The 14,538-nt window shown below is 63.1% G+C and carries 11 protein-coding genes; 8 read left to right on the top strand and 3 right to left on the bottom strand.

From position 1 onward, the window contains the following. Positions 1-131: 131 nt before the first annotated feature. Entirely contained in the window at positions 132-1,718 is a 1,587-nt protein-coding gene (locus tag E4656_RS08535; protein WP_167855986.1) for a putative bifunctional diguanylate cyclase/phosphodiesterase, read from the top strand. A gap of 19 nt (positions 1,719-1,737) precedes the next feature. Here the strand turns inward: E4656_RS08535 and E4656_RS08540 are convergent, their stop codons facing one another. Then, positions 1,738-3,054 carry a peptidoglycan-binding protein gene (locus tag E4656_RS08540; RefSeq protein ID WP_135482772.1) on the bottom strand — a complete coding sequence of 439 codons (1,317 nt, stop codon included), beginning with the start codon at positions 3,052-3,054 and terminating at the stop codon, positions 1,738-1,740. A 49-nt stretch (positions 3,055-3,103) separates the two neighbouring features. Then, positions 3,104-3,946: a hypothetical protein gene (locus tag E4656_RS08545; RefSeq protein ID WP_240753942.1), complete on the bottom strand. Its 843-nt coding sequence runs from the start codon at positions 3,944-3,946 to the stop codon at positions 3,104-3,106. Between the two features lie 75 nt (positions 3,947-4,021). Here E4656_RS08545 and E4656_RS08550 point away from each other — a divergent pair, with 75 nt between their 5' ends. The 3 genes from E4656_RS08550 to hutC all read left to right on the top strand — a co-directional run bounded on the left by E4656_RS08550 (position 4,022) and on the right by hutC (position 7,311). Beyond that, entirely contained in the window at positions 4,022-5,212 is a 1,191-nt protein-coding gene (locus tag E4656_RS08550) for a M24 family metallopeptidase (protein WP_135482773.1), read from the top strand. A 66-nt stretch (positions 5,213-5,278) separates the two neighbouring features. Next, the gene (locus E4656_RS08555; protein ID WP_135482774.1) at positions 5,279-6,577 is read left to right on the top strand and encodes a D-amino acid dehydrogenase; all 1,299 of its coding nucleotides are present in this window, start codon (positions 5,279-5,281) and stop codon (positions 6,575-6,577) included. A gap of 17 nt (positions 6,578-6,594) precedes the next feature. Beyond that, positions 6,595-7,311, top strand: a complete 717-nt coding sequence (gene hutC, locus E4656_RS08560; protein ID WP_135482775.1) for a histidine utilization repressor — start codon at positions 6,595-6,597, stop codon at positions 7,309-7,311. Between the two features lie 7 nt (positions 7,312-7,318). Here the strand turns inward: hutC and E4656_RS08565 are convergent, their stop codons facing one another. Further along, positions 7,319-8,653: a YjiH family protein gene (locus tag E4656_RS08565; protein ID WP_135482776.1), complete on the bottom strand. Its 1,335-nt coding sequence runs from the start codon at positions 8,651-8,653 to the stop codon at positions 7,319-7,321. Between the two features lie 276 nt (positions 8,654-8,929). Between E4656_RS08565 and hutI the strand changes: the two genes are divergently transcribed. The 4 genes from hutI (at position 8,930) to hutH (ending at position 14,523) form a co-directional block, all read left to right on the top strand. Then, positions 8,930-10,129, top strand: coding sequence for an imidazolonepropionase (hutI, locus tag E4656_RS08570; RefSeq protein WP_135482777.1), 1,200 nt, complete (start codon positions 8,930-8,932; stop codon positions 10,127-10,129). A gap of 203 nt (positions 10,130-10,332) precedes the next feature. Continuing rightward, positions 10,333-11,265 (top strand): formimidoylglutamase, encoded by a 933-nt coding sequence (gene hutG / locus E4656_RS08575; protein WP_240753943.1) that lies wholly within the window; start codon positions 10,333-10,335, stop codon positions 11,263-11,265. A 40-nt stretch (positions 11,266-11,305) separates the two neighbouring features. Further along, positions 11,306-12,991, top strand: coding sequence for a urocanate hydratase (gene hutU, locus E4656_RS08580; RefSeq protein ID WP_135482779.1), 1,686 nt, complete (start codon positions 11,306-11,308; stop codon positions 12,989-12,991). Further along, a complete protein-coding gene (gene hutH / locus E4656_RS08585; RefSeq protein ID WP_135482780.1) occupies positions 12,991-14,523 on the top strand; it encodes a histidine ammonia-lyase in 1,533 nt (510 codons plus the stop codon). The genes hutU and hutH overlap by 1 nt, the downstream gene beginning before the upstream one ends. Positions 14,524-14,538: the final 15 nt, after the last annotated feature.

Below are 14,538 nucleotides of genomic sequence, written 5' to 3' on the forward strand. Positions count from 1 at the left end.
GGGTGCGGTCAGACCGACACCCAGTGACTTTCAGCTCAGGGAACGGAATGATCAGTCTAAATGGCCGTTCGTGGCCACACAACCCACCTACAGCCTCACCCTCCCATCCAGCCAGCCGCCGCCAATTTCTGTTGCAGCTCTCCACCGTACTGGCCCTGCTGGCACTGGGCACCATCATCGTCTACATGACCGGCGGTACCGGTTATGCTTTCCCCTATGTCCTGCTGGTGCCGGTTGTACTCGCCTCTGCCTGGTATGGCCTGCCGGCCAGCCTGATAACGGCGGCAGCCGCCGGCTTGCTGCTGGGCCCGCTGATGCCGCTGGATGTCGGTGCCGCTACGGCCCAGCCGCTGGGCAACTGGATCGCCCGGCTGCTCATGTTCGTGCTGATCGGCACCTTTACCGGCTGGATGTTCCAGCGTCTCCGACGGGCCAACCAGGCCCAGGCGCGGGCACTGCGCACGGACAGCCGCACCGGCCTGCCCAATCAGGCCGCTCTGGACGCAGATCTCGCAGCCTTGCTGGCCCGGCAGGCCCGTGGCCACGCCGAGGACTGTGGTGTGGCCCTGGTCTTTGTGCGTATTCTGGATCTGGCGGAAGTACTGGAAGCTCTGGGCACCGACGCCTCCGACCAGGTGGTGGCCTCGGTAGCCGCACGCATTGCCGACCACAGCGACCAGTCGGTGCAGAGTTATCGCTTCAGCGGCTCGGAGATTCTGTTCCTGCTGCCCACACCCGACTCGGCACAGGTAGCCCCCCTGGTGGAAGCCGTGCGCCAGGCCGGAGAGGAAATCATGGAGGTGCGTGATGTTCCAGTGCGGGTACAGATGGCTATCGGCAGTCACTATTCGAATGATCTCAGGGTGGCCCCCGAGGAGCTGGTTCGGCGGGCTCGAACGGCCGTGGAAGAGGCCGAGTTCTATCGGCCCTATGACCCGGCCTTCGAACGCCGCAGCAGCGAGCGGGTGCAGTTGATATCCCGTATCCGCAGCGGCCTCAAGGCGGGCGAGTTCGAATTGCATTATCAGCCCAAGATTGACCTGATCACCAACCGACCGGCTGGTGCCGAAGCCCTGCTGCGCTGGCGTGCGGTCGACGGCCGGCTGATCATGCCGGACAGTTTCATGCCCAAGCTGGAGGATACCTCGCTGATCGCACCGGTGACGCGCTTTGTTCTGCAGCAGGCCCTGGAGTTTCTGCGCCAGCATCCGGAGGAACAGCTGAGCATCAATTTCGCGGTACGCAACCTGTTCGACAAGGCCTTGATCCGGGATCTGCCCAAACTGGCCCAAGCCTCGCAGGTAGACCCCGGGCGACTCGAGATAGAGATCACCGAAGGGGCGCTGATCCGCAACCCGCATGGTGCCCGCCTGATACTGCAGGAACTGCGCAATCACGGATTTCCGGTCAGCCTTGATGATTTCGGCACCGGCTACTCGTCTTTCGAGTACCTGACCCACTTGCCGATCACCGGCCTCAAGATCGACCGCGCCTTCGTGCGCGATCTGGAATCCGCAGCCTCCAGCCGCACGGTCATGAAATGTCTGATCGAGATGGCCCAGGCGCTGGATCTATGGGTGGTGGCCGAGGGCATAGAGACCGAAGGCCAGTGCCGGATACTGCGGGAACTGGACTGCGATCTGGGCCAGGGTTATCTGTTCGGTCGTCCGATGACGGCCAAAAGCTACCTGCTCTGGCGCCAGACCGACCTCAGTTGAGGCGCCTCTGCCACACCTTTCAGCGGCTGGTCAGCTTGAGCTCTATGCGCCGATTGGCCTGCAGTGCTTCTGCACTGGTGCCGGCCTGCAGCGGCTGATGCTCCCCGAACCCGGTAGCGGCCATGCGGGCTTCCGGCACACCCCGTTCGGCCAGATACCGCACCACTGAAACCGCCCGTGCCGTCGACAGTTCCCAGTTGCTGGGGAAGCGCGCCGTGCTGATGGGAATCTGGTCGGTGTGGCCGTCCACCCGCAACACCCAGTCGACATCCTCCGGGATGGTTTCGGTCAGTTCCAGCACCAGATCCGCCAGCTTGTCGAGTTCTTCCAGACCGGCCTCACCGATGGTGGCCGAGCCGGTGGCAAACAGCAGCTCCGACGGCAGCAGGAAGCGATCACCGATCACCCGTATATCGTCGCGCTCCGCCAACACTTCCCGCAGCCGACGGAAGAATTCGGACTGATACTGCTCCAGTTCGGTGACCCGCTCGGCCAGCAGGGTATTCAGGCGTTCACCCAGATCAGCCAGTTCGGCTTCCTGTGTCTGCGTAATGTCCTCCTGCAGGCGCAGGGCTGCACTGATGGTGCGCAGCTGTGCCTGCAGCGCATCGATCGCGTCGTTGAGGCGGGCAATCTGGGCGCGCTGGGAAGCACTCAGTTCCAGTTCTTCCTCCAGCGCCCGGGCGCCTTCCTCGCTGATGGCCACCAGATCCTGAATGCGCAGTTCGCGCTCTTCTATTTCCTGCTGGGCCAGCAGCGTACGCTCCTGCTCTTCGGCAAGACGCGCCTCCAGTGCCTGCGAGCGATCACGCAGGGCACCTATCTCCGTCTGCCGCTCTTCCAGTTCGGCGTCCAGCTCGGCAACCTCGGTGTCGCGCTGCGTCAGCAATTCACTCATGTCCGCAACTTCGCGCTCCAGTTCTGCACGCAGTTCGCGCAGGGCAGCGATATCCTGCTGCAGCGAAGCCTGTGTGCCCAGCAAGACCTGAATGCGCTCGCGGTCGGCCGCCACCTGGTCTTCCAGCCGGTCCATTTCGGCCTGCAGTATCTCTTCCCGGCCCAGACTGACCGCCAGGGCCTCGCGGGCCTGACCCAGTTGTTCTTCCAGTTCCTCGGTGCGCTCTTCTTCCAGCCGCAGCAGGCGTGATATTTCCGTCAGCCGGTTGCCCAGGCGGGCCAGCTCGGAATCACGGTCGGACAGGGTCTGCGACAGGTACAACTGCGTCAGGGTGTAGATCAGCAGCATGAAGATGACCAGCATCAACAGGGCAGACAAAGCATCCACATAACCCGGCCAGACACTGATGCTGCTGCTGGAACGTCGACGTCGATTCATCGCTGAAGCCCCTCACTCCGGACTCTGACCCTACCGACACTGCCCATGCTCAGTTCCGCCCCTGCAGTTCATCGCGCAGGCGAATGTTTTCCTGCCGCAAGCGATCCATCTCCAGCACGGACTCCAGATCCCGATCTTCCGGGAAGATCGGTTCCTCTCCGGCGCCACCGCTGCGGCGGGCTTCACGCACCTCTTCCACCAGATTGGTGAGCCCGGTCAGCCACTCTTCCAGGTCATCATAGAAGCGGTTCTGGGCATGCCCGGCCTGAATATCCAGAAAGCCCAGCACCAGAGACCCGCCCAACCCGAGCAGAGAGGAGCTGAAGGCCGTTGCCATGCCATCCAGCGGCGTAATCAGACCCGCCTGCAGCGTGGCAAAGACAGCCGAGAAATCTTCCCCCTGCATGTCCAGCCCCAGGATGACCTCACCGACAGAGCTGATGGTAATCAGCAGACCCCAGAAGGTACCCAGCAGGCCGAGAAACACCAGCAGACCGATGAAATAGCGCGAGATTTCACGTTGTTCGTCAAGGCGCGTGCGAATACCGTCGAGCACGGTGCGCAACGACAGCGCCGACAGGCTGAAACGGTCGCGCTTGTAATCATCACCCAGTTGCCGGGCCAGCGGCTTCAGCAGGCGTGGTTCCTGCAGCACAGACAGGCCTACACGACCGGTGCGAAACTGGGCCACCCAGCGAATCTCCGCGAACAAAATGATGACCTGACGGTAGGTCAGTCCGATGCCGACCAGCAGCACCAGCACAATGGTGCCATTCAGAGCCCAGTTGGCCATGAAGGCATCGAACAAGCGCACGGCCAGTGCCGCACAGATGGCCACCACGACGGCGAGAAAGACCGACATCCAGACCAGCGTATGCTTGGGATTACTCATTGCTACCCTCGGGCGATTCAATCAGACTAAGCGGCAGTATGGCACAGTTCCATTCAATTTGAATCGGTGCGGCACATGGATCACAACCAGTATCGTGAGCAGTTGGCAGCCCACCTGCAAGGGTCTGAAAATCACCTGCCCCCGGACGAACTTGCGACGCGATTACGCCGGTTGCGTGCCGGCATGGCCGAACGGGAACTGCACGCCGTACTGCTGACGAATCCCGCTGAAATTCACTATTACAGTGGCTACAGCACCTTCGAGGTATCGGTACATACGGCGCTGCTGATCACGGCCAACCAGTCCGTGCTGCAGGTGCCGTCCATCGAAACCGGTCCCGCCGTGACCACTGCGGTCTGTGATCAGATCATCGGTTATCTGTGGGAGGCCCCCGAAACCGTTACCGAGCCCCTGCTGGAGCTGCTCGGCGCGCAGACGGTGCTGGGGCTGGACACCTGGTCGCCCGGGCTGCGGGCCGGCCTGGCCCGGCAACTGGAACATCACCTCGGTGCCGATCGCATACGCCCTGTCGGTGATCTGGTACAGCGCCAGCGAAGGGTCAAGTCCGCCTATGAAATCAACCTGTTGCAGCGCAGTGCCGACTTGACCAGTATCGGTCTGCAGGCGGCGATCGACTGCATCCGACCCGGTGTCACCGAACAGGCCATCGCTGCCCAGGGCGCCCGGGCATTGCTGGCTGCCGGCAGCGAGTTCATGAGCCTGCAACCCATTGTCACCAGTGGCCCGCGGACCAGTGTCATTCATCTGAATCACTCGGCGCGCAAGGTGTCTGCCGGGGAGCCGGTGTTTCTGGAGTTCGGGGCCGCCTTCCGGCGCTATACGGCACCCATGATGCGAACGGCCGTTGCCGGAGATGGCCCTCCCGGTAACGCCCTGCTGCGTTTGCGGGACCTCTGCAGCCGGTTGCAGGATACTCTGTGCCGCACCATGCGCCCGGGCCACAGCTTTGATGAAGCCGCCCGTGCGGCCGAAAAAATACTGGCGCCCAGTGTCGATGAGGTCTTTTTTTCCGGCGTCTTCGGCTATGCTGTGGGGGCTCAGTTTCCACCGAGCTGGGTAGAAGGCACCGGCTATATCGCACGCGATCAGACCCCGGTGTTCGAGCCCGGCATGGTATTCCATCTGCCCCTGTGTCTGCGCCAGCCTGGATACCGGGGGGTTGGACTGAGCAACACCGTGGTGGTAGGTACTCAAGGGGCCCGCCCCCTCACAGACAATGACTTTACCCTGGCAGTCAGGGGATAAACCGAGTCGGGCTGCAACGGGCCCGCCCTCTGGACAGGCAAGCCAGAGCAGATTGAAGGAGGCTGCATGAAAGTGATTGTTGCTGGTGCCGGTGTGGTTGGCATGACCACCGCCTGGGTGCTGGCCCGTCGTGGGCACCAGGTCACCGTGATCGACTCGCATGGTGGCCCGGCCATGGAGACCAGTCGTGGCAACGCAGGCCAGCGGTCCTATGGTTTCCTTTACCCCTGGGCTGATCCCGCCATGATCCGTACCGGGCTGCAGGGCCTGTTGCGCCGCAAGGGCCCGTTGAAGATCGGCTTCCCGGTATCAGGGCGTACGCTGCAGTTTCTGTGCATGACCGCCGACTTTGCCACCCGTCGGGGCCTGTTCGACGTCAATCGCAGGGCCATGCTGCAACTCGCCATGCTGAGCCGGGAAGGTTTCGAGGAAGTCGACCGCACCCTGAAAATTGACTATGACCAGGCCAGTCTGGGCCTGCTGGAGACCGCCAGCAACCGCGAGCGCCAATCCATTCTGATGCAGAAAACCCGCCTGCTGGACGAACTGGGCATCGAGCATGAATGGCTCAACCCCCGCGCGGCACGGCTCCACGAACCCGGTCTGCTCGGGTCAGCCCCCCTGCACGGCGCCATGTATCTGCCCGGTGATGCCACCGGGGACAGTCAGCTGTTTACTCGTGGTCTGGCGGAGGCCTGCCGACAGCAGGGTGTGGACCTGCGTTACCGCGTGGAGATTACCGGCTGGGATATCCGCTATGCGCGTATTCGCGGCATCCGGGTCCGGGACTATGCCATGCACCAGGCCGAACACGCCGAAGGCAGCACCGGCTACCTGAGCGCAGATCGCTATGTGCTGGCCGCCGGCTGCGGTTCCCGGGAACTGGCCCGGCAACTGGGCCTGTCACTGCCGCTGTACCCGGTCAAGGGCTACTCCCTGACTGCACCGGTGCGCAACGAGCACCGGGCACCGCGATCCACCGTGCTGGACGACCACTACAAGCTGGCCATTACCCGACTCGGCGAACGGGTACGGGTCACCGGTTTTGCCGAACTGACCGATTTCCATCGGCGCTTGCCCGAGCGTCGCCTGCAGACCCTGCGCCAAGGCTTCAATGAGCGTTTCCCGGGCAGCGTCGACCTCGGCATGGCCAAGGCCTGGACCGGTTTTCGTCCCATGACGCCGGACGGCCCGCCAGCCATCGGTCCGGTCCGGCAGTTGGAGAACCTGCTGCTGAATACCGGCCACGGCACCTTTGGCTGGACCCTGTCAATGGGCAGCGCCGAGTTGCTGGGTCAGATGCTGGACGGTGAAAAACCCTCGATACCGGTCGACGCCTTCCGCGCCGACCGATTCAGTCGCTGAGGGTGGTGCCGGGTCAGATGAAGGCACAGGCTGGTCAATCTCCGCGCTACCGGGTAATCAAGGAGTTCCTGACCGAGCGCATTCACAACGGTGAATTTGCCCCCAACCACCAGATTCCGCCGGAGGAGCAGCTCGCCCGCGATTTCGGGGTCAGTCGCATGACCGCCAACCGGGCCATCCGTGAACTGGTGCAGGAAGGCTACCTGATTCGCCAGGTCGGCCTGGGTACCTTCGTGACGGATCGCAAGGCCGAGTCACCGCTGCAGGACATTCGCAATATTGCCGAGGAAGTGAGACTGCGCGGCCATGAGTATGACAATCGGGTGCTGATCTGCGAGGCCATCAAGGCCGACGACGAAGTGGCCCTGCGCCTGGGTGTGCGGGTCAGCAGCCGGGTATTTCACAGCATCATCGTGCATCGTGAGAACGGGGTGCCGATCCAGCTCGAGAACCGCTATGTGAACCCGCGCTGGGTACCACACTATCTGGACACGGACTTCAGTCGGCATACCCCCAATGAAGTGCTGGTAGCCAGTTGTCCGATCAGTGATCTGGAACACATCGTGGAAGCCGTACTGCCGGATGCAGAAACCGCAGAGTGGTTGGAAATCGGGCGCGACGAACCCTGCCTGAGCGTGATTCGTCGCACCTGGTCCAACGAGCATCTGATCAGCTATGCCCGTCTGCTGCACCCCGGCGATCGCTACAAGCTGCGCTCTGCGATGCCGGGGTGACGCGCTGTCAACCGGTCAGCGCCACCACCCCGTAGGCCACGGGCACGGCAATGAACAGGCTCAGCGCCACGCGGATAAACCAGACGGCCACGATACGCGGGATCGACAGTGGAATCCGGGTGGCCAGGATGCAGGGAATGGAAGCCGAGAAAAACAGCACCGACGACACCGAGACCACGCCCGCAGCAAAACGAGCCGCCAGATCGGCTTCGGTCATCAGCAGGGCCGGCAGGAACATCTCGGCCAGGCCCGCAGCGGCAGCACGGGACAGGTCCAGGGCTTCCGGCAGCCCCCAGATGGCGACAAAGGGCCAGAACACCAGACCCAGCCAGTCGAACAGCGGCGTGTGATTGGCCACCACCAGCCCGATCAGGCCGACTGACATGATGGACGGCAGAATGCTGATGGCCATGATCAGGCCTTCTTTCACATTCAGACGCACACTCTCCACCAGCCCCGGCGACTCGGCGGCACCCTGCAAACCGGCTCGCCACGCCGACGACAGCCGCTTGCCTTTCGGCACATCGTCTTCGGCGCGCTCGCTCCGGTTGTCCATGCCGCGCAGTGGCGGCAGACGCACGGTAATGGCGGTGACCGCAAAGGTGATCAGCAACGTCAGCCAGAAGTACCAGTTCCAGATATGCATCAGGTCCAGCGTGCGCGCTACAATGATCATGAAGGTGGCCGACACGGTCGAGAAGCCGGTGGCAATGATGGCTGCTTCCTTGGCGGAATACTGACCGGCGGAATAGACCCGGTTGGTGATCAGCAGGCCGATGGAATAGCTGCCCACAAAGGATGCCACCGCATCAATGGCAGAGCGGCCCGGGGTTTTCCAGATCGGCCTCATTAGCGGCTGGAACAGCACACCGACCAGTTGCAGCAACCCGAAACTGATCAGCAAGGCCAGAAACACGGCCCCGACCGGGACAATCAGACCGACCGAAATCACCAGAGTTTCAAACAGGAACGGCAGCATGTCCGGCGCCTGCAGCATGGCCGGCCCCCAGCCGGAGATGGCCATCAGCGCTGCCATCACGCCCAGCAGCTTGAGCACGGTGAATGTACGTTCGGTCAGCGTGCCTTTCCACTGCCCGGTCACAAACGGATAGATGGCGCCAGCCACAATCATGGCCAGTGCCACCCAGGCGGCCGCCCCACCGAGCAGAGAACGCAGACCGCTGACCATATGGTCCAGCGGAATGGTACGAGTATCGCCAATAGTGATGGGTGCAAAGAAGATGAACAAACCCAGCGCACTGGGAATGAGCAGTTTGAGTGCAAGCTTCCAGTCCGGCTGGATGCCGCCGCTCTGGCCTGTCGCCTTGGTGTTTTCCGACATGAGTGTAGCCCCTCTTCGGGTGATGGTTGTTGAACGGGCAAGCGTCGGAGGACGCGATGTATTGTTTTTGTATATACAATAAAATCGATGAGTGACAATTTGTCAATACAATTGACATCACGACCATGCACCTCAATGCAGCCCTCATTAGCCAGCGTCAAGCCGAGGCACCTGCCTTTTTGGTAACATTCCATTACAGATCGACAGAAAATCGGGTTGACATCCCGGCGCCTCTGTTTAATTGTATATACAAATCAACAGAACACAGGAGGTCATGTGCTGGCACCCAGACGACTGTGGCACAACATCACACTGTTCGACGGCCGAACTCTGCAGCCCGTGCCCATGACCATAGCCGTGATCGACGATCGTATAGAGCAGGTCTGCCCGACAACCGACGCGGCCGGCCTCGAAGGCGAAGTCATGCAGGTAGGTGGCGTCATGACCCCGGGCCTGATCGACTGCCATACCCATCTGGTATTCGGCGGTCAGCGCGCCGACGAGTTCGAGCAGCGCCTGGAAGGCGCCAGCTACGAAGACATTGCACACGCCGGCGGCGGCATTCTCAGCACGGTGCGCGCCACCCGGGCAGCCAGCGAAGACGAGCTCCATGCCCAGGCCAGGCCCCGTCTGGAAGCCCTGCTGCGCGACGGCGTGACCACGGTCGAGATCAAGTCGGGCTACGGTCTCACGACAGAAGACGAACTCAAGATGCTGCGCGTCGCCCGTCGTCTGGGGCGAGAGCTGCCGGTACGCGTACAGACCACCTTTCTCGGTGCTCATGCCCTGCCACCGGAATTCAAGGGCAACGCGGACGGCTATATCGATCTGGTCTGCCACGAGATGATCCCTGCTGTGGCCGCCGCAGGCCTGGCCGATGCGGTGGATGTATTCTGTGAAGGCATTGCCTTTTCGGTGGCCCAGAGCGAGCGCGTGTTTCAGGCCGCCCAGGCCCATGGCCTACCGGTCAAGGCGCATGCCGAACAGTTGTCGAATCTCGGCGGCAGTGCACTGACGGCCCGTTACAAAGGGTTGTCTGCCGACCATATCGAGTGGCTCGACGAACCGACCGTCAAGGCCATGGCCGAGGCCGGCACCGTGGCCACCCTGTTGCCCGGCGCCTTCTATACCCTGCGTGAAACCCGAGTGCCGCCGATCGAGCTGCTGCGCCAGCACGGCGTGCCCATGGCCGTCGCCACCGATGGCAACCCGGGCTCGTCGCCGATTTTCCAGCTGACGCTGATGCTGCACATGGCCTGCACTCTGTTCCGCCTGACCCCACAGGAAGCCCTGCAGGGCGTCACCACCAATGCGGCCCAGGCTCTGGGCCTGCAGCAGCAGACCGGCCGCATCGCCCCCGGCCTTGCCGCCGACTTCTGCCTGTGGGACATCGACGCCCCCAACGAACTGGCCTATGCCGTTCAACCCGGGCGTCTGGTGGAGAGAGTCTTCAACGGTGGGGTACATAAGGCGTGATCGTCGCTGTCGATTCGGACTGGGGTGGAAGGGCGGGGCGTCTGCCGCCAGGGATGGCGGCAGCCGAGCCTACAGGGATGTATTTACGGCGTCCCCGCCTTGCACCCCAGCCGGGTCGACACGGTGTTGAGTCAAATTGACAGGAGCCACAGGCACAGGAGCAGATGATGCCAGATCCTATTAGAGCAGACAGACTTCCGGACATGGACAGCTGGCAAGGCCGTATTGACCCGGAGCCAAAGAGCGAGCGCTGGCATCAGGTGGTGACTCCGTGGGCAGGTCAGGCGGACCCCGGCTTTGCCTTGCTGGGGTTTGCCTGTGACGAGGGCGTGCGGCGCAACAAGGGTCGCGTGGGTGCCAAAGGCGGACCTACCGCCCTGCGCCGCACCCTGTCCAGCCTGGCGCTGCACCATGCTCATCCCTTGCGCGATGCCGGTGATATTGTCTGCGCCGACGATGATCTGGCCGGTGCCCAGCAGCGCCTGGCGGATGCCGTTCAGGGCTTGCTGGCAGCCAGTCAGACGCCGCTGATCATGGGTGGCGGTCACGAAATCGCCCTGGGCACCTGGACCGGTCTGGCGCAACATCTGGCAGCCAGAGATACCGAGCAGACCCCTCGCATCGGCATCATCAATTTCGATGCCCATTTCGATCTGCGCGACCCGGGTCAGGGCCCCTCCTCCGGTACGCCCTTTGCGCAAATCGCCGCTGCCTGTGAAGACCGGGGCTGGCCCTTCCGCTATGCCTGTCTGGGCGTCAGCCGCGCTGCCAACACCCGGGCCCTGTTCAAACGGGCCGACGAGCTCGCTGTGGTCTACCGCGAAGACCACACCATGACACCGGCTGCCCTGCCCGAGCTGCACGGCCTGCTGACCGATTTCATGGCCGACTGCGACCAGGTCTATCTCACCATCTGCCTGGATGTATTCCCGGCAGCCACCGTCCCCGGAGTCAGCGCACCGGCGGCGCGCGGTGTGTCGCTGGACGTGATTGAGCCGCTGCTGGTGCAAATAGCCCGCAGCGGCCGGCTCGCGGTCACCGACATGGCCGAACTGAACCCGGATTTCGACATTGACCAGCGCTCGGCTCGCGTGGCCGCGCGCCTGTTCCATACACTGACACAACACTGGGCGTGAGCGGCTGCAAGCTGCCCCGTCCTGAGCGAGGAGATTCACCATGATCACAAACAACCGCCACGACCCCAGCCGCCGAATCGCAGCACCCACCGGTACAGAAATAAGCTGCAAGAGCTGGCTGACCGAAGCCCCCATGCGCATGCTGATGAACAACCTGCACCCGGACGTGGCCGAGCGGCCGGAAGACCTGGTGGTCTATGGCGGCATCGGCCGCGCCGCGCGCGACTGGGCCTGCTATGACAAGATCGTCGAAACCCTGCAGCGGCTGGAGGATAACCAGACCCTGCTGATCCAGTCCGGCAAGCCGGTGGGTGTGTTCGAAACCCATGCCGATGCGCCTCGGGTCTTGATTGCCAATTCCAACATCGTGCCGCACTGGGCCAACTGGGAGCACTTCAACGAGCTGGATAAGAAAGGCCTGATGATGTACGGCCAGATGACCGCCGGCTCCTGGATCTATATCGGCTCCCAGGGCATCGTGCAGGGCACCTACGAGACTTTTGTCGAGGCCGGCCGCCAGCACTATGACGGCGAGCTCAGGGGGCGCTGGATCCTGACAGCCGGCCTCGGCGGCATGGGCGGCGCCCAGCCGCTGGCAGCCAGCCTGGCCGGGGCCTGCTCACTGAATATCGAGTGCCAGCAGTCGCGCATCGACTTCCGTCTGCGCACCCGCTATCTGGATGAACAGGCCGATGATCTGGACGATGCGCTGGCCCGCATCGAGCGCTATACACGGGCCGGCGAAGCCAAATCCATCGGTCTCTGTGCCAATGCCGCCGAGGTGCTGCCGGAACTGGTGAAGCGCGGTGTGCGCCCGGACATGGTGACCGACCAGACCAGCGCCCACGACCCGCTGCATGGTTATCTGCCCGCAGGCTGGAGCTGGGACGAGTACCAACAGCGCGCCGAATCCGAACCCGAGGTGGTCAATCGCGCCGCACGCCAGTCCATGGCGGTGCATGTGCAGGCCATGCTCGATTTCCAGCAGGCCGGCATACCGACCTTCGACTATGGCAACAATATCCGCCAGATGGCGCTGGAGGAAGGCGTCGACAATGCCTTTGACTTCCCCGGCTTTGTACCCGCTTATATCCGACCGTTGTTCTGTCAGGGCATCGGGCCCTTCCGCTGGGCGGCCCTGTCGGGTGATCCGGAAGATATCTACAAGACCGATCAGAAGGTGAAGGAGCTGATCCCGGACGACCCCCACCTGCACAACTGGCTGGACATGGCCCGCGAGCGCATCAGCTTCCAGGGCCTGCCGGCGCGCATCTGCTGGGTCGGCCTGAAGGACCGGGCGCGGCTCGGTCAGGCCTTCAACGAGATGGTGAAAAACGGCGAACTGAAAGCGCCGGTGGTGATCGGCCGCGACCATCTGGACAGCGGCTCGGTGGCCAGCCCCAACCGCGAAACCGAAAGCATGCAGGACGGTTCGGATGCGGTATCCGACTGGCCTTTGCTCAATGCCCTGCTGAACACCGCCGGCGGCGCCACCTGGGTGTCACTGCACCATGGCGGCGGCGTCGGCATGGGCTATTCTCAGCATGCGGGCGTGGTGATTGTCTGCGATGGCACCGAGGCAGCGCATCGGCGCGTGGGCCGGGTACTACGCAATGATCCGGCCACCGGTGTCATGCGCCATGCCGATGCGGGTTATGATATCGCCATCGACTGTGCGCGGGAGAACAATCTGGACCTGCCCATGCTGAACGGAGATTCAAGCTGATGGACACCCTGACTCTGCAACCGGGCGCCATGACACTGGCCGACTGGCGCCGGATCTACACCAGCCAGGTGCAACTGGCACTGCCGGACTGCGCCCGCGCTGAAATGACGGCCTCGGTGGACTGTGTCAACCGGGTGGTGGCGGAGGACCGCACCGTCTATGGCATCAATACCGGATTCGGTCTGCTCGCCCAGACACGTATCGAACCCGGTGAACTGGAACACCTGCAGCAGGCGCTGGTGCTGTCGCATGCCGCCGGTGTCGGCGCGGCACTGGACGACGATATGGTGCGTCTGATCATGGCACTGAAAATCAACAGCCTGGCCCGGGGCCATTCCGGCATCCGGCCCGAGGTGGTCGAGGCGCTGGTCAGCCTGGTCAATGCCGGAGTTTACCCCCATATTCCGGGTCGCGGGTCCTGCGGCGCCTCGGGTGATCTGGCACCACTGGCGCACATGAGCCTGATTCTGCTGGGTGAAGGCCAGGCGCGCTGGCAGGGTCAGTGGCTGGACGCCTTCGAGGCATTGGCCAAGGCCGGGCTGGAGCCGTTGCGGCTGGCCCCCAAGGAAGGTCTGGCCTTGCTGAACGGCACCCAGGTCTCCACCGCCTATGCGCTGCGCGGCCTGTTCGATGCCGAAGATCTCTATGCCGCCGCCACCGTCTGTGGCGCACTTACGGTCGAGGCCACTCTGAGTTCGCGCACGCCTTTTGACCCGCGCATTCATGCGGTTCGGGGGCAGCCGGGCCAGATCGACGCGGCCGCTGCCTATCGCCATCTGCTGGGTGAAGAGAGCGCCATCAGCCGTTCGCACGCCGACTGCGACAAGGTGCAGGATCCCTATTCACTGCGCTGCCAGCCGCAGGTAATGGGCGCCTGCCTGACCCAGTTGCGCCAGGCCGCCGAGGTACTGGCCATTGAGGCCAATGCGGTGTCGGACAACCCACTGGTCTTTGCCCAGGACGACGAGATTCTGTCCGGCGGCAACTTCCACGCCGAGCCGGTGGCCATGGCGGCCGACAACCTGGCCCTGGCACTCGCCGAAATCGGCAGCCTGACCGAGCGGCGCATCTCGCTGATGATGGATACGCATATGTCCCAACTGCCGCCGTTCCTGGTGGAAAACGGCGGCGTGAACTCCGGCTTCATGATTGCCCAGGTCACTGCCGCAGCGCTGGCCAGTGACAACAAGGCGCTGGCACATCCGGCCTCGGTCGACAGCCTGCCCACCTCAGCCAATCAGGAAGACCATGTGTCCATGGCCCCCAATGCGGGCCTTCGTCTCTGGCAGATGGCAGACAATGTGCGCCATGTCATTGCCATTGAATGGCTGGCCGCCTGTCAGGGGCTGGATTTCAGAAACGGCCTGCAGACCACCGAAGTGCTGGAGCAGGCACGCGGCTGGCTGCGCGAACAGGTGCCCTACTATGCCGAGGATCGCTTCTTTGCGCCGGATATCGAGGCAGCAGACCGGTTGCTGCGCGAGCGCCGGCTGAATGACCTGCTGCCGGCCAATCTGTTGCCCGGCCTGTAGAACCGGGCAGGCAAC

The organism is Natronospirillum operosum, from assembly GCF_004768465.1.
Classification (GTDB): domain Bacteria; phylum Pseudomonadota; class Gammaproteobacteria; order Pseudomonadales; family Natronospirillaceae; genus Natronospirillum; species Natronospirillum operosum.